The following is a 13,950-nucleotide window of genomic DNA, read 5'->3' as shown; positions in this document are numbered from 1 at the left end:
CGTGGATAGTCCCTAGGTGACTCCTCCTGCCGCCGCACCCCGCCGCCCGCGCCGACGCCCCGAATGGGCTGGCCGCAACTACACCCTGCTGACCGCCGCCGCGGTCGTGACGAACCTGGGCAGCCATGGTGCGTTGATCGCGGCGGCGTTCGCGGTTCTGCAGGCGGGCGGCGACGGCGGTGACGTGGGTCTGGTGGCCATGGCCCGCACGCTGCCGCTCGTGCTCTTCCTGCTGGTCGGCGGCGCGCTGGCCGACCGGCTGCCGCGGCACCGGGTGATGGTCGCCGCCAACGCCCTCAACTGCGTCTCCCAGGCGGTGTTCGCGCTGCTGGTGCTGGCCGGCGAACCGCAGCTGTGGCAGATGATGCTGCTGACCGCGCTCGGCGGCACCGGCCAGGCGTTCTTCAGCCCGGCCGCCGAGGGCATGCTGCTCGCCAGCGTGAGCGGTGAACAGGCCGGCCGCGCCTTCGCCCTGTTCCGGATGGCCATGCACGGCGCGGGCATCGGAGGCGCGGCGCTCGGCGGCGCGATGATCGCGGCCATCGGGCCGGGCTGGGTCCTCGCCGTCGACGCCGCCGCCTTCGCAGCCGCCGGCCTGCTGCGCGCCTTTCTCGACGTCAGCCACATCCCGTCCCGCGCGCCCGGCGGCGGCATGCTCGCCGATCTGCGTGAGGGCTGGCACGAGTTCATCGGCCGGACCTGGCTGTGGACCATCGTGCTGCAGTTCTCGGTGGTCGTTGCCGTGGTGGCGGCCGCCGAGTCGGTGTACGGACCGCTGGTCGCCCGGGACGAACTCGGCGGCGCCGGCCCGTGGGGCCTGGCACTGGCCGCGTTCGGTGTCGGCACCCTCGGCGGCGCGCTGCTGATGATGCGCTGGAGGCCGCGCCGCCTGCTGCTCGCCGGAACGCTCTGCGTGTTTCCGCTCGCCCTGCCCTCGGCCGCGCTCGCGATCCCGCTGCCGGTGGGCGGCTTGGCCGCCGTGATGTTCGTCAGCGGAGTGGCGATCGAGGTGTTCGGCGTCTCGTGGATGACGACGATGCATCAGGAGATCCCCGAGGAGAAGTTCTCCCGGGTCTCCGCGTACGACTGGTTCGGCTCGGTCGGCATGGTGCCGCTGGCCACCGCGCTGGCGGGCCCGGCGGAGTCCGTGTTCGGGCGCCGAGAGGCGCTGTGGGGATGCGCCGGGCTGGTCGTCCTGGCCACGGCGGCCGTGCTCCTAGTGCCCGAGGTACGGCAACTGACCCGCCGTACGAAGCACGTGCCCGTGGCGGCCGCGGCCGCTGCAGCCGTCTCAGCCGATGCCGAAGGAACCGTGGGGCGGCTCGGGTGACGGGACGGCTTCCGCGTCCCGTACCGGGCCCGCGTCACCGAGGAGGCGGGCCAGCGCCGCACCGTGCTCGACCCGCGCCGGGAAGGCGTCCGCCGCGGTGCGGCGGGCCAGCGGGGCGATGTCGATCTCCGTGTGCGAGGCCAGCAGTACGGCGTTGCCGAAGCGCCGCCCGCGCAGGACGGCGGGCTCGGCGATCAGCGCCAGCTGCTCGAACACCGCCGCGAAGGTGGCCAGTTGGGAGCGCAGGAACCCGAAGGGCGCGCCGTCGGCGAGATTCGCGGCGTAGACGCCGTCCGGCCGGAGCACCCGTTCCGCGGCCCGCGCGTACTCGACCGACGTCAGGTGGGCGGGGACCCGCGAGCCGCCGAAGACGTCGGCGATCAGCACGTCGGCGGAGCGCGCCGGGGCGCTGTCCAGCCACTCCCGCGCGTCGGCGCAGTGCACGCTGATCCCGGCACCGTCCGGTACGGGCAGATGCTCGGCGACCAGCGCCAGCAGCCCGCGGTCCGCCTCCACCACGTCCTGCCGCGAACCGGGCCGGGTCGCGGCCACGTACCGGGGCAGGGTGAGCGCCCCGCCACCGAGATGAACGAGGTCCAGCGGCGCGCCCTCGTCCGCGGCGCAGTCCACGACGTGCGCGAGCCGCTGCGCGTACTCGAACTCCAGGTGGGTCGGCGCGTCCAGGTCCACGTACGACTGCGGCGCCCCGTCCACCGTGAGCAGCCAGGCGCGCGGCAGATCCACATCGGGCATCAGCTTGGCGGTGCCCCCGTCCACGTCCCGGGTCACCGGTATCGGCTCGTTCACCGCACCATTGTGCGCGCCCCGGCCTAGGGGGTGTCCGGCCAGATGTCCGCGACCTCCTCGGCGTGCGCGGTGGCCTGGGCCAGACCCGCCCGCGCGGCGGGCGCCCGGCGGGCCGGGTCCAGCACATTGCGCCCGAAGGCGGCACGGGCGGCGCGGTCCGGGGTGATCAGCACCACTCGCGCGCCCTCGGCGGCGAGGCGGGCGGCCTGGGCGCGGGCGGAGGCGATGGGGCCGCCGCCGACGGAGATGGGGGCGATGATCACCACGCGGCCGTGTCCGGCGGCCAGGTCCGCGTTGGCGGAGGACCGCATGCCGCCGTCGATCCAGCGCCGGTCCCCGATGGTCATGGGCGGGTAGACGCCGGGCACCGCGCAGCTGGCCGAGACCGCGTCGACCAGGCCGACCTCGCTGTCCCGGTCGAACGCCTTGAATTCGCCGGTCAGTGCGTCGACGGCGGTGACGACCAGGCGGCGGTCCGGCCAGTCGTGCGAGACCAGCCGCGCGGCGATGACCGCCCGCCGCTCGGACTCCTCGGGGGTACGGGCGGCGAGCGCCATGGCACCCATGCGCACGCCGTAGCCCGCGGCGTCCCGGGAGCGCAGGACTCCCCACGCGTACCGGGCCATCAGGCCGGTGCCCAGCCGGGCCAGGCTCTCGCCGGCCGGGTCGATGAGCTGACGCTCGTACAGCTCACGGGTGTTCAGCAGACCGGAGGTGAGCTGTGCGCCGACGATGGAGCCGGCGGAGGTGCCGACCACGAGGTCGGCGGTGCCGAGGTCCACGCCGGCTTCGCTCAGGCCGTGCAGGATGCCGCATTCCCAGCCGATGCCGGTGAGTCCGCCCCCGCCGAGCACGAGTGCCGTGTCGCCCATCGCCCCGCCCTCCGTCGTCCGTACAGGTGGCAGCAGTGTGACGGACGGCCCTTGTCCCTCCCACCCCCGGGTCGGGACAAGGGCCGTCCGCGGCACGGTGACCGGACGCTCAGAGCAGACCGGTCACCGTGCCGGCGCCGACCGTGCGGCCGCCCTCACGGATCGCGAAACCGAGGCCCGGCTCGAGCGGCGTGTCCCGGCCCAGCTCCACGGTCATGGTGACCGTGTCCCCGGGCCGGGCGACCCCCGCCTCGCCGAGGTCGACGTCGCCGACGACGTCCGCGGTACGGATGTAGAACTGCGGCCGGTAGCCCGTGGACACCGGGGTGGTCCGCCCGCCCTCCCGGGCCGACAGGACGTACACCTGGGCGGTGAACCGGCGGCTGGGCACCACGCTGCCCGGCGCCGCCACCACGTGCCCGCGGCGCATGGCGTCACGCGGCACCCCGCGCAGCAGCAGCGCGACGTTGTCGCCGGCCTCGGCGGAGTCCATCGGCTTGCCGAAGGTCTCCAGCCCGGTGACCACGGTTTCGGTCCCGGCTCCCGGCACCTCCACCCGGTCGCCCACCCGCACCGTCCCGCGCTCGATGGCTCCGGTGACGACCGTGCCCCGCCCGGTGATGGTGAGCACGTTCTCGACGGGCATCAGGAACGGCGCGTCGGTGTACCTCACCGGCATCGGTACGTACGTGTCGACGGCGTCCAGCAGCGCCTCTACGGAGGCCGTCCAGCGCGGGTCGCCTTCCAGCGCCCTGAGGCCGGAGACCCGTACGACGGGCACCGCGTCGCCGCCGTAGCCGTGGGCGGAGAGCAGCTCGCGGACCTCCAGCTCGACCAGGTCGGTCAGCTCGTCGTCGCCCGCGTCGGCCTTGTTGAGGGCGACGACGATGTGGTCGACGCCGACCTGGCGGGCGAGCAGCACGTGCTCGGCGGTCTGCGGCATGATCCCGTCGAGCGCGGAGACGACGAGGATCGCGCCGTCGAGCTGCGCCGCGCCGGTGACCATGTTCTTGACGTAGTCGGCGTGCCCGGGCATGTCGACGTGCGCGTAGTGGCGGGTGTCGGTCTCGTACTCGACGTGCGCGATGTTGATGGTGATCCCGCGCTGCGCCTCCTCGGGCGCCCGGTCGATGCGGTCGAACGGGACGAAGGAGGCCGCGCCGCGGTCGGCGAGGACCTTGGTGATGGCGGCGGTCAGGGTGGTCTTGCCGTGGTCGACGTGGCCCATGGTGCCGATGTTCAGGTGCGGCTTGGTGCGCACGTATGCCGTCTTGGGCATGGTTCCTTCCTCGGAACTCGAAGCGGTGAGGGACCCCTGGGCCTTGCCGACCCTCCCCCTGTGGGGTCCGCCGGACGATCCGGGAAGGGTCAGCTTCGGGCGCCGTCGAAGGGCGCTGCGGCGGCGAATGCCGCGGGGAACGCCGCGAGGTACGCGGCGACTGCCAGGACCACGGCAGCCTTCGGCGCGTCCGCGACTGCGGACGGCGCTGCGGGGAAGGCGTACCGGGACATGCGCCGATCATGGCCGACCCGCTGCGGCGCGTCGACCGAATTTCCGTACGGCCGCAGCGGCTTGAGGGTGTCGGCAAGCTCACTTGACGCGCGGCGCCGGGCTGTCACGGCCGACGGTCCGATGAGGCGGACATTACGGCGATCACATCCGATTGTCGGTTAGTCTCCCCGGATGCTCGACCCCGCCCTCCAACCCGCCGGCTTCACCGTGCGCTGCGCGCGGGCGCTGCTCTCCCCGTGGTCCCGGCTCTCACTGCTCCTGGTCCTCCTCGCGTCCGCCGCGGTGACGGTCCTGCTGTTCGAGCCGCAGCGGCTGCTCGCGGACGGACTGCCGCCGCAGATCAGCGGCTCGGCCGGGGTGCTGCTGTTCGGCGCCCTGTACGGGCTGTGCACCGCCGCCTTCGTGCCGCGCCCGCTGCTGAACCTCGCCGCGGGCGCACTGTTCGGTTCGCAGTTCGGTCTGGTGGCCGCGCTCGCCGGCACCGTGCTCGGTGCGGGTATCGCCTTCGGGCTCGGGCGCGCGCTCGGCCAGGACGCCCTGCGGCCGCTGCTGCGGGCGCGCTGGCTGAAAGCCGCCGACGGGCAGCTGAGCCGGCACGGCTTCCGCTCGATGCTCGCGGTCCGGCTCTTCCCGGGTGTGCCGTTCGCCGCCGCCAACTACTGCGCGGCGGTCTCGCGGATGGGCTGGCTGCCGTTTCTGCTGGCCACCGGCCTCGGATCGATCCCGAACACCGCCGCGTACGTCGTGGCGGGCAGCCGCGCCTCGACCCCGACCTCGCCCGTGTTCCTGATCTCCATGGGCTTCATCGCACTGCCCGGCCTGGCCGCACTGGTGATCGCCTGGCGCAAAAGGCACCGCCTCCGTTCGGGGTAACGGGCTCCAGGGGGACCCTACGGTCATTCAGTCTTCGTACGGGCCATAGCATCTGAGCGAACTGCCCGACGATCACAAGGACGAGCGCACCCCGACATGAGCTGGTTCGAATCATTCATCCTCGGCCTCGTCCAAGGTCTCACCGAATTCCTGCCGATCTCCTCCAGTGGACATCTGCGCCTGACCGCGGCCTTCGCGGGCTGGGAGGACCCGGGGGCGGCGTTCACCGCCATCACCCAGATCGGCACGGAAGCCGCGGTCCTGATCTACTTCCGCAAGGACATCGCCCGGATCGTCTCGGCCTGGTGCCGCTCGCTGACCGACAAGGCGATGCGCAGTGATCACGACGCCCAGATGGGCTGGCTCGTCATCGTCGGCTCCATCCCGATCGGTGTGCTCGGCGTCACGCTCAAGGACCAGATCGAGGGGCCGTTCCGCGACCTCCGGCTGATCGCCACCACCCTGATCCTCATGGGCATCGTGCTCGGCATCGCCGACCGGCTGGCCGCCCGTGACGAGGCCGGCGGCAAGCACCGGGCGATCAGGGACCGCAAGACGCTGAAGGACCTGGGTGTCCGGGACGGCCTGATCTTCGGTGTGTGCCAGGCGATGGCGCTGATCCCGGGCGTCTCCCGGTCCGGTGCCACGATCAGTGGCGGCCTTCTGATGGGCTACACCCGTGAGGCGGCCGCCCGCTACTCGTTCCTGCTGGCGATTCCGGCGGTGCTGGCCTCCGGGGCGTACGAGCTGAAGTCCGTGAGCGAGGGGCACGTCTCCTGGGGGCCGACGGTCTTCGCGACGGTCATCGCCTTCTTTGTCGGTTACGCGGTGATCGCGTGGTTCATGAAGTTCATCACCACCAAGAGCTTCATGCCCTTCGTGATCTACCGGATCCTGCTCGGCATCCTCATCTTCGTGCTCGTCGGTACGGACACGCTCAGCCCGCACGCGGGCGAGTCGGCGGGCTGACGGGCCGCTCCTCCCCCACCGTTGTGTCCTGGGCGGGCCACGGTTCGGCTCCGGGCCGGTCCCGTCCGCATCGTTCCCCACCGGGCGGAACGTCGTTGTCCCTGTGTGGTCGGCTCGCGAGTGAGCCGTTGGAGATGAACGTGGCTGGGGGTGCCGGATGACCGGCCGAGTGGTGTTGGAGCGATTCCCCGCGGGGAGCCCGCGGGGCAGCTGGCCGGCCGAGGAGTACGCCGCAGACCGGCTCCGGGAGGGCGTCCCCGCGGAAGTGGTCATGGACCTCGAGTCGGACGCGTTCCTGGTGGTCGTACGGCAGCGCGAGGCGTCGGCGGCGCACTGAGGGGCTCCGGGCGGGTGATGTGGGCCGCACGGGCGTGCCGCGGGATCCGGGGGCGGCGTTGGACCGGTTGCCGTATGGCGTCCCGTCGCCTCCCGTCCGTTCGGAAAGGTCCCGCATGCCGCGCCCCCGAGCCCTTGCGTCCCGTACCTCCCGTACCCCCGCCGCGTATCGCGCCACCGGCGTCGCCGTCGTACTGGCGGCGGCGTCGGTGCTGCCGGCCGCCGGTCCGGCGGCGGCGGACAGCAGCGCCTGCACCCACCACTTCTCGGGGCCGCAGATCTGCATCCGCCTGGACGGACGCAACGGCTGGAACTCCGTGACCGGGATCTGGACCAACCCGCCGAAGGGGACCAGGTCGCGCCAGGTGTCCCTGTACTGGAACGGGGAGCACTTCGACACCTCGGTCGCGACCCGCAAGGGCAGCACGCTCAGCTACACCTGGGCCGGCATGCAGACCGGCACCGACACCGAACTGTGCGTCAGATTCAAGGGCAGCCGGCGCACGGCCTGCGAGACGACCCGGTACATCGGGGACCGCGCCCAGTTCTGACTGGCGGTCTGCGGGTACGGTCCTGTCCTGGCCCGGGTGACATCCCGGAAGCCGACCGGACCGGACCAACCCACAGGAGTGGTCGCTCATGTCCTACACCGCCGCCGCGGACCGCTACAGCACGATGCCGTACGGGCGTTGCGGGCGCAGCGGTGTGCTGCTCCCCCGGATCTCGCTCGGGCTCTGGCACAACTTCGGTGACGGGGACCCGCGCGAGAACCAGCGTGCCGTGCTGCGCCGGGCCTTCGACCTCGGCGTCACCCACTTCGACCTGGCTAACAACTACGGGACGCCGTTCGGTTCGGCCGAGAGCAATTTCGGCGCCCACTTCCGGGCGGATTTCCGGCCGTACCGGGACGAGCTGTTCATCGCCACGAAGGCCGGCAACGAGATGTGGGCGGGACCGTACGGCGAGTGGGGATCGCGCAAGCACCTGCTCGCCAGCCTCGACCGGTCGCTGGCGCGGATGGGTCTGGAGTACGTCGACGTCTTCTATTCGCACCGGCCGGACCCGGACACCCCGCTGGAGGAGACCATGGGGGCGCTCGACACCGCCGTACGGCAGGGGAAGGCGCTCTACGCCGGGCTGTCGAACTACAGCCCGGAGCAGACCGCCCGGGCGGCGGAGATCCTGCGGAAGCTCGGCACGCCCCTGCTGATCAACCAGCACCCGTACTCCTTGCTGGAGCGCGGTGTCGAGGGCGGGCTGCTCGCCGCGTCCGACGAGGCGGGCGCGGGTCTGATCGCATTCTCCCCCCTGGCGCAGGGTCAGCTCACCGACCGCTATCTGCGGGGGGTGCCGGCCGGTTCGCGGATGGCCGCCGGGCGCTACCTCAAACGCACGACCCTCACCGAGAACCGGCTGGCGCTGTTGCGGGCGCTCGACGACCTCGCCCGGCGGGGCGGCCGGACGCTGGCCCAGCTGGCACTGCTCTGGCTGCTGCGCGACCCGCGGGTCACCTCCGTACTCGTAGGCGCGAGCAGTGTCCGCCAGCTGGAGCAGAATCTCGGCGCGCTCGACGCGCCGGAGCCGGACGCCGGCGAACTGGCCGAGATCGACCGGCTCTGCGCCACGGGAGGGGTGAAGATCCCCTCGGGGGAGTGAGCGCGCCGCACGGCCCTTGGCGTCGGGCGCGGTGTGTCCCACACTGAGCCGATGACGCAGCGTGTGGAACTCGCGACCGTGCTGGACCGACTGGCCATCGATGCGGTGATCACCGGCTACGCGGTGGCCGTGGACGACGGCGACTGGACCGCCTACCGGGCCCTCTTCACCCCGGACGGGCGGGCGGACTACCGGTCGGCGGGGGGCGTCGAGGGGCCCGCCTCCGATGTGGCGGGCTGGTTGGCGGAGACGATGCTGTTCTTCCCGGTGCGCCAGCATCTGATCGTGAACCGGCGGCTGCGCCTGAAGGACCAGGGCGGTTACACCGACAGCGCAGAAGTCCAGGCCGACTATGTGAACCCGATGCGCCTGGAGGGCGGAGCGGCCGACGGAGCGAGCGGATCCACGGCGCCTAACTTCGTCTCGGGCGGCCGGTACGCGTTCGGCCTCGTGCGTACGGACGACGGCTGGCGGCTGGCGAAGGTCGTCGTCCACGAGAAGTGGCGCCGTACGGAGGAGGCGCTCGGCGCGGGCTGACGCGCCGCGGCGCACGCGCCGGTGACAGGCCCCCTGTCGTTGATCGCCGCGCTCCCCCACACTGGAAGTCCCCGCACGGGGAAGAAGAAGCGGCCGGCGGGGCGGCACGAGGAGGCAGCGCCATGCGGGTTCCGGCCGAGCGGCGGCAGCGGCACCTCACCAACCGGTGGTGGCGCGCGGCGGCCGCGCTCCTGGCCGGTGCGCTGCCCGCGCTCGCCTTCCCCGCCCCGTCGCTCTGGTGGTTCGCGTACGTCGCGCTGGTGCCGTGGATGCTGCTGGCCCGCTCGGCCGGCTCGGGCCGGCGCGCGGCGCTGGACGGCTGGCTCGGCGGCCTCGGGTTCATGCTCGCCGTCCACCACTGGCTGCTGCCGAACCTGCATGTGTTCATCGTGGTCCTGGCGGCTCTGCCGGCGCTGCTGTGGGCGCCCTGGGGCTGGCTGGTCCGGCACATGCTGGGCGGGCGTCCCTCGCCGCTCCGGGCGGCCGCGGCTGTGGTCGTGCTGCCGTCCGGCTGGCTGATGGCCGAACTGGTCCGGTCGTGGGAGGGGTTGGGCGGGCCCTGGGGCCTGATCGGTTCCAGCCAGTGGGAGGTCGCGCCCGCACTCCGGGCTGCCTCGGTCGGCGGGGTGTGGCTGGTGAGCCTGCTGGTGGTCGCGCTGAACACCGTGGTCGTAGTGCTGGTTGCGGTGGAATCGGCGCGTATAGCGGCGGTGTCGGCGCTGGTGGTCTGCGCGGTCGCGGTGGCCGGGATCTGGGTCTGGGCCCCGCGCCCCGAGCCGTCCGGGCTCAGCCGGGTCGCGGTGGTCCAGCCGGGGGTCATCAACGGTGCGGGCGGCGCGGAGCGCCGGTTCGCGCGCGGTGAGGAGCTGACCCGCTCGCTGGCCGGGCAGGACCTCGACCTGGTGGTGTGGGGCGAGAGCAGTGTGGGGGCGGATCTGGCGGAGCGGCCCGATCTGGCCCGGCGCACGGCGGCCCTGTCCGCCGAGGTCGGGGCCCCGGTCCTGGTGAATGTGGACGCCCGGCGCTCGGACCGGCCCGGCATCTTCAAGAGCTCGGTGCTCGTCGGTCCAGGCGGGCCGACCGGGGACCGGTACGACAAGATGCGCCTGGTCCCGTTCGGCGAGTACATCCCGGCCCGTTCGCTGCTGGGCTGGGTGACCTCGGTCGGCGAGGCGGCCGCCGAGGACCGCAGGCGCGGCACGGCTCCCGTCGTGATGCGGCTGCCCGGCGAGGAGGGCCTGCGGGTGGGCCCGCTGGTCTGCTTCGAGTCCGCGTTCCCCGACATGAGCCGGCGGCTGACCCGCGACGGTGCGCAGCTGCTGATCGCCCAGTCGGCGACCTCCACCTTCCAGAGCAGCTGGGCGCCCGAGCAGCATGCCTCGCTGGCCGCGCTGCGGGCTGCCGAGACCGGCCGCCCGATGGTCCATGCCACGCTGACGGGGATCAGTGCCGTGTACGGGCCGCGCGGCGAGCGGGTGGGTGCCCCGCTGGGCACGGACCGCAGTGCCGCCGCGGTGTACGAGATTCCGCTGGCCCGCGGCACGACGCCGTACGTCGGGCTGGGCGACTGGGCGGTCTACGGGGCGCTGGCCGTCCTGGCCGTGCTCGGCGTGGCCGACGGCGTACGCACGCTCAGGCGGCCTGCTCCAGCGCCGCCCGTACCACCCGCTCGCACAGCTCATGGGTCCGCAGCGCGTCCCGGGCGCTGAGCACCTTTCCGGCCCGTACGGCGTCCAGGAAGGCGAGCACGGCCTGTTCGATTCCGCGCTGGCGGGCCACGCTGACCCAGTCCCCGCGCCGGCGGACGGTCGGCTGGCCCTTGTGGTCGACGACCTCGGCGAGGTTGAGAACCTGGCGCTTGGTGTCCTGGCCGGAGACCTCCAGGATCTCCTCGGTGGAGCCGCTCATGCGGTTCATCGTGCCGAGGGCGGTGAAGCCGTCGCCGGAGAGCTGGAGCACGACATGGTGCATGAGTCCGTCGCGGATCCGGGCCCGCACATCGACGTGGTCCACCGTGCCGGGCAGCAGGAAGCGGAGGGTGTCGACGACGTGGATGAAGTCGTCGAGCACCAGCGTGCGCGGATCCTCGGGCAGGCCGACCCGGTTCTTCTGCATGAGGATCAGCTCACGGGGGTGCTCGGCGCACTGCGCGTAGCCGGGCGCGTAGCGGCGGTTGAAGCCGACGGCGAGGCTGGTGCGGCGCTGCTCTGCGAGCTCCACCAGCCGCCGGGAGTCGTCGATCTCGTAGGCGAGCGGCTTGTCGACGTAGGTCGGGATACCGGCCTCGAGAAGCCGGGTGACGATCTCCGGGTGCACATCCGTCGGCGCGTGCACGAACGCGGCGTCCAGGCCTGCGGCGAGCAGGGAGTCCAGAGTGGTGTGGCACTGCGCGGCGGGGATGTGGTGATGGTCCGCCGTCCTGGCCAGCGTCCCGGCGGTCCGGGTCTGCAGGTGCAGTTCGACGCCCGGCCGGGTGGTGAGGACGGGCAGGTAGGCCTTCTGCGCGATGTCGCCGAGTCCGATGCAGCCGACCTTCACCAGTGACTCCCTGTCGTAGTGCCGTCCCCTCGTCCTGTGCAGCTTAATCCGTGGCGGTGACCTGGGTGTTCGACCAGGATGACGGCCATGACGACGACATCCGAGCGAGCAGAGCCCCTCCCCTCAGCCGACGAGCGCACGATGCTCGACGGGTGGCTCGACTATCACCGGGCCACGCTGGCCCTGAAGTGCGCGGGGCTCAGCGACGAACAGCTGCGGCGGACGCCGCTCGCGCCGTCGGCCCTCTCCCTGATGGGCCTCGTGCGGCACCTGGCGGAGGTCGAGCGGCACTGGTTCGCCGTGGTGACGGCCGGCGAGGAGCCGTCGCCGATCTACTACAGCGAGGCGGACCCGGACGGCGAATTCCATCTCTCCGAGGGCGACACCTGGGCGGAGGCCGAGGGGACCTGGCAGGCCGAGATAGCCCGTTCCCGCGAGATCGCCGCGACCCGCAAGCTCGACGACCTCACCGCACGCGAGGAACGCCGGACCGGTGAGCTGTTCAGCCTGCGCTGGGTGTACACGCACATGATCGAGGAGTACGCGCGCCACAACGGCCACGCGGACCTCATCCGAGAGCAGATCGACGGGGTGACGGGCGAGTAGTCCGGCCGACGGGCGAGTAGTCGGCGGTGACCGGCGAGTAGTCGGGTCGACCGGCGAGTGCCCCTTTCACCCGTGCGGGGGCATTTCCGCTCGCCGGGCCCTGGACCGGTCCCGCGACCAGCAGAGTTGCGCGGGTGCACCGAACCCGAACCACCACGACGCTCCTGCTGGGGCTGGCCGTCTCGGCCGTCTCCGGCTGTGTGAGCGTGGATCCGGCTCCCTCCACCGTCCCGGTCCGCCACGAGCCGCGGCTCACCCGGGAGGACGAGCCGAAGCTCGTACAGGCCCCTGCCCGCGAAGCGCTGGACTCCGCTCCGAAGTCTCCGGAGCCCCGGAAGGCCCCTGCGCCGGATTCCGTGACCTCCCGCCCGGCAGACCCGCCGCCCGAACCCACCTCCGCCCCCGTGCGCCCACGTCCGCCGCGCACCGAGACGCCGGACGGCACCACCCGCACCCCGCGCCGCGTGCTGCCGTCCCTGCCGGTGGAGACGGTGGATGTCTGCGCCCTCGGCCGGCAGTACGGGGGCTGGCGGGCGGACAGCCAGGAGAGCCGTATCTGCCGGGACGCCTACGGGAATTGATCCCCGCACCGCAGAGCCTGCATGGCCTACGGGGCGCCCTCCAGGCGCGCCTGAAGCCGGTCAATGGCTGCGCGGATGCCGTTGCCGTACCCGTCGTCCCCCAGGGTGCCGGTCGCCGCCCGCGCCCGGTCGAGGTGGACCCGGGCGGCGTCCGGGCGCTGGAGCTTCACATAGTCGGCGGCGAGGTTGAGATGGAGCGAGGGGTAGAAGGCGCGCACGGCGAGCGTGGCGTGGTGCTGTGCCACGCGCTCGTCGCTCAGCCCGTCGGCCGCCGATAGCGCCCGCAGGTCCCAGGCGAGCTCATCGGCCGGATCGTCCTGGGTGTCGGCCATGTAGTGGGCGAGAGTACAGCGGTGCAGCGGATCGCCGTTCTCACCGATCTCCGACCAGAGCGCGCCGAAGCGGTTGCGCGCCTCCTCGCGGTCGCCGCCGTGCAGCAGCATGATCGCCTGTCCGATCCGGGTCATGACGGCGTCTTCCGACGACTCCTGCTGCTCGATCACTGCTGCCTCCCGGGGCCGTACGCCAGGTCCGATGATCCAGACGCTAGCCGGACGCACTGACAATCCGGTTCAGGCTCGGGCACGGCCCCGGCGGCACTGCACCGGTCAGCCCAGGTTCGGGATGCGCCAGTCGACCGGCTCGTGGCCCTGCGCGGCGATGGCCTCGTTGATCGCGGTGAACGGCCGGGATCCGAAGAACTTCTTCGCGCTCAGCGGCGAGGGGTGGGCTCCCTTCACCACCACGTGCCGTTCGGTGTCGATCAGCGGCAGCTTCTTCTGGGCGTACGCCCCCCAGAGGACGAAGACCGCCGGGTCGGGCCGGGAGGCCACCGCGCGGATCACCGCGTCCGTGAACTTCTCCCAGCCCATCCCCTTGTGCGAGTTGGGCTCGCCGGCCCGCACCGTCAGCACCGCGTTGAGCAGCAGGACTCCCTGCTCGGCCCAGGGCATCAGGTAGCCGTTGTCCGGGACGGGGTGGCCCAGCTCCTCCTGCATCTCCTTGTAGATGTTGCGCAGGGACGGAGGCGTCCGCACACCGGGCCGGACGGAGAAGCAGAGCCCGTGGCCCTGCCCCTCCCCGTGGTACGGGTCCTGGCCCAGTACCAGCACCTTGACCCGGTCGAACGGCGTCGCCGCCAGGGCCGCGAAGACCTCCTCGCGGGGCGGGTAGACGGGACCGTTCGCCCGCTCCTTCTCCACGAACTCGGTGAGCTCCTTGAAGTAGGGCTTGTCCAGTTCCTCACCAAGGACGCCGAGCCAGGACTCGGGCAGCATGTCGGTCACGTCAACAACCTCCGGGGTGCGATCAGTTCTTGTCCCCAGAACCTAC

The 13,950-nt window shown here is 72.4% G+C and carries 17 protein-coding genes; 10 read left to right on the top strand and 7 right to left on the bottom strand.

Going from position 1 to position 13,950, the window contains the following annotated elements:
- The first annotated feature begins 16 nt into the window (after nt 1-16).
- Nucleotides 17-1,330 (top strand): MFS transporter, encoded by a 1,314-nt coding sequence (locus ACWV17_RS11140; protein WP_455359515.1) that lies wholly within the window; start codon nt 17-19, stop codon nt 1,328-1,330.
- On the opposite strand, the gene ACWV17_RS11135 is transcribed toward ACWV17_RS11140, so the two are convergent.
- From ACWV17_RS11135 to ACWV17_RS11120, 4 genes are all read right to left on the bottom strand, one after another.
- Entirely contained in the window at nt 1,292-2,137 is an 846-nt protein-coding gene (locus ACWV17_RS11135) for a spermidine synthase (protein ID WP_455351821.1), read from the bottom strand. The two genes, ACWV17_RS11140 and ACWV17_RS11135, sit on opposite strands and share 39 nt — an antisense overlap.
- 23 nt (nt 2,138-2,160) lie before the next feature.
- Nucleotides 2,161-3,009, bottom strand: a complete 849-nt coding sequence (locus ACWV17_RS11130) for a patatin-like phospholipase family protein (protein ID WP_455359514.1) — start codon at nt 3,007-3,009, stop codon at nt 2,161-2,163.
- A gap of 109 nt (nt 3,010-3,118) precedes the next feature.
- Entirely contained in the window at nt 3,119-4,288 is a 1,170-nt protein-coding gene (gene tuf, locus ACWV17_RS11125; protein ID WP_455359513.1) for an elongation factor Tu, read from the bottom strand.
- Between the two features lie 89 nt (nt 4,289-4,377).
- Nucleotides 4,378-4,521, bottom strand: coding sequence for a hypothetical protein (locus ACWV17_RS11120; protein ID WP_455359512.1), 144 nt, complete (start codon nt 4,519-4,521; stop codon nt 4,378-4,380).
- 172 nt (nt 4,522-4,693) lie between these two features.
- Here ACWV17_RS11120 and ACWV17_RS11115 point away from each other — a divergent pair, with 172 nt between their 5' ends.
- The 7 genes from ACWV17_RS11115 (at nt 4,694) to lnt (ending at nt 10,602) form a co-directional block, all read left to right on the top strand.
- Entirely contained in the window at nt 4,694-5,395 is a 702-nt protein-coding gene (locus ACWV17_RS11115) for a TVP38/TMEM64 family protein (protein ID WP_455351825.1), read from the top strand.
- Nucleotides 5,396-5,491: 96 nt separating this feature from the next.
- Complete coding sequence (locus ACWV17_RS11110) at nt 5,492-6,364, top strand: undecaprenyl-diphosphate phosphatase (protein WP_455359511.1); 873 nt, start codon at nt 5,492-5,494, stop codon at nt 6,362-6,364.
- A gap of 157 nt (nt 6,365-6,521) precedes the next feature.
- Nucleotides 6,522-6,701: a hypothetical protein gene (locus tag ACWV17_RS11105; RefSeq protein WP_455351827.1), complete on the top strand. Its 180-nt coding sequence runs from the start codon at nt 6,522-6,524 to the stop codon at nt 6,699-6,701.
- A 115-nt stretch (nt 6,702-6,816) separates the two neighbouring features.
- Nucleotides 6,817-7,251 carry a hypothetical protein gene (locus tag ACWV17_RS11100; RefSeq protein WP_455359510.1) on the top strand — a complete coding sequence of 145 codons (435 nt, stop codon included), beginning with the start codon at nt 6,817-6,819 and terminating at the stop codon, nt 7,249-7,251.
- Nucleotides 7,252-7,339: 88 nt separating this feature from the next.
- Nucleotides 7,340-8,356 carry an aldo/keto reductase gene (locus ACWV17_RS11095; RefSeq protein ID WP_455359509.1) on the top strand — a complete coding sequence of 339 codons (1,017 nt, stop codon included), beginning with the start codon at nt 7,340-7,342 and terminating at the stop codon, nt 8,354-8,356.
- Between the two features lie 51 nt (nt 8,357-8,407).
- Entirely contained in the window at nt 8,408-8,893 is a 486-nt protein-coding gene (locus tag ACWV17_RS11090; protein ID WP_455359508.1) for a nuclear transport factor 2 family protein, read from the top strand.
- A 122-nt stretch (nt 8,894-9,015) separates the two neighbouring features.
- On the top strand, nt 9,016-10,602 hold the full coding sequence (gene lnt / locus ACWV17_RS11085) for an apolipoprotein N-acyltransferase (RefSeq protein ID WP_455359507.1): 1,587 nt from the start codon (nt 9,016-9,018) through the stop codon (nt 10,600-10,602).
- Here lnt and ACWV17_RS11080 read toward each other — a convergent pair.
- The gene (locus ACWV17_RS11080) at nt 10,526-11,431 is read right to left on the bottom strand and encodes a Gfo/Idh/MocA family protein (RefSeq protein WP_455359506.1); all 906 of its coding nucleotides are present in this window, start codon (nt 11,429-11,431) and stop codon (nt 10,526-10,528) included. The genes lnt and ACWV17_RS11080 overlap by 77 nt on opposite strands.
- Nucleotides 11,432-11,518: 87 nt before the next feature.
- On the opposite strand from ACWV17_RS11080, the gene ACWV17_RS11075 reads away from it, so the two are divergent.
- Nucleotides 11,519-12,037 carry a DinB family protein gene (locus tag ACWV17_RS11075; protein ID WP_455359505.1) on the top strand — a complete coding sequence of 173 codons (519 nt, stop codon included), beginning with the start codon at nt 11,519-11,521 and terminating at the stop codon, nt 12,035-12,037.
- Between the two features lie 134 nt (nt 12,038-12,171).
- Complete coding sequence (locus tag ACWV17_RS11070) at nt 12,172-12,618, top strand: hypothetical protein (protein WP_455359504.1); 447 nt, start codon at nt 12,172-12,174, stop codon at nt 12,616-12,618.
- A gap of 26 nt (nt 12,619-12,644) precedes the next feature.
- Here ACWV17_RS11070 and ACWV17_RS11065 read toward each other — a convergent pair whose 3' ends face one another.
- Nucleotides 12,645-13,121, bottom strand: coding sequence for a hypothetical protein (locus ACWV17_RS11065; protein WP_455359503.1), 477 nt, complete (start codon nt 13,119-13,121; stop codon nt 12,645-12,647).
- A gap of 105 nt (nt 13,122-13,226) precedes the next feature.
- Complete coding sequence (ung, locus tag ACWV17_RS11060; protein WP_455351911.1) at nt 13,227-13,895, bottom strand: uracil-DNA glycosylase; 669 nt, start codon at nt 13,893-13,895, stop codon at nt 13,227-13,229.
- Nucleotides 13,896-13,950: the final 55 nt, after the last annotated feature.

The sequence above is a fragment of the Streptomyces mabaensis genome (assembly GCF_053763515.1).
The sequence above is the reverse complement of the archived record's forward strand: the minus strand, read 5'-3'. Positions and strand labels throughout refer to the sequence as shown.

Coding starts and splice junctions, on each gene's coding strand:
- ACWV17_RS11130 (WP_455359514.1), bottom strand. CDS start 3,009: ATGGGCGACACGGCACTCGTGCTCGGCGGGGGCGGACTCACCGGCATC.
- tuf (WP_455359513.1), bottom strand. CDS start 4,288: ATGCCCAAGACGGCATACGTGCGCACCAAGCCGCACCTGAACATCGGC.
- ACWV17_RS11120 (WP_455359512.1), bottom strand. CDS start 4,521: ATGTCCCGGTACGCCTTCCCCGCAGCGCCGTCCGCAGTCGCGGACGCG.
- ACWV17_RS11115 (WP_455351825.1), top strand. CDS start 4,694: ATGCTCGACCCCGCCCTCCAACCCGCCGGCTTCACCGTGCGCTGCGCG.
- ACWV17_RS11110 (WP_455359511.1), top strand. CDS start 5,492: ATGAGCTGGTTCGAATCATTCATCCTCGGCCTCGTCCAAGGTCTCACC.
- ACWV17_RS11105 (WP_455351827.1), top strand. CDS start 6,522: ATGACCGGCCGAGTGGTGTTGGAGCGATTCCCCGCGGGGAGCCCGCGG.
- ACWV17_RS11100 (WP_455359510.1), top strand. CDS start 6,817: ATGCCGCGCCCCCGAGCCCTTGCGTCCCGTACCTCCCGTACCCCCGCC.
- ACWV17_RS11095 (WP_455359509.1), top strand. CDS start 7,340: ATGTCCTACACCGCCGCCGCGGACCGCTACAGCACGATGCCGTACGGG.
- ACWV17_RS11090 (WP_455359508.1), top strand. CDS start 8,408: ATGACGCAGCGTGTGGAACTCGCGACCGTGCTGGACCGACTGGCCATC.
- lnt (WP_455359507.1), top strand. CDS start 9,016: ATGCGGGTTCCGGCCGAGCGGCGGCAGCGGCACCTCACCAACCGGTGG.
- ACWV17_RS11075 (WP_455359505.1), top strand. CDS start 11,519: ATGACGACGACATCCGAGCGAGCAGAGCCCCTCCCCTCAGCCGACGAG.
- ung (WP_455351911.1), bottom strand. CDS start 13,895: ATGCTGCCCGAGTCCTGGCTCGGCGTCCTTGGTGAGGAACTGGACAAG.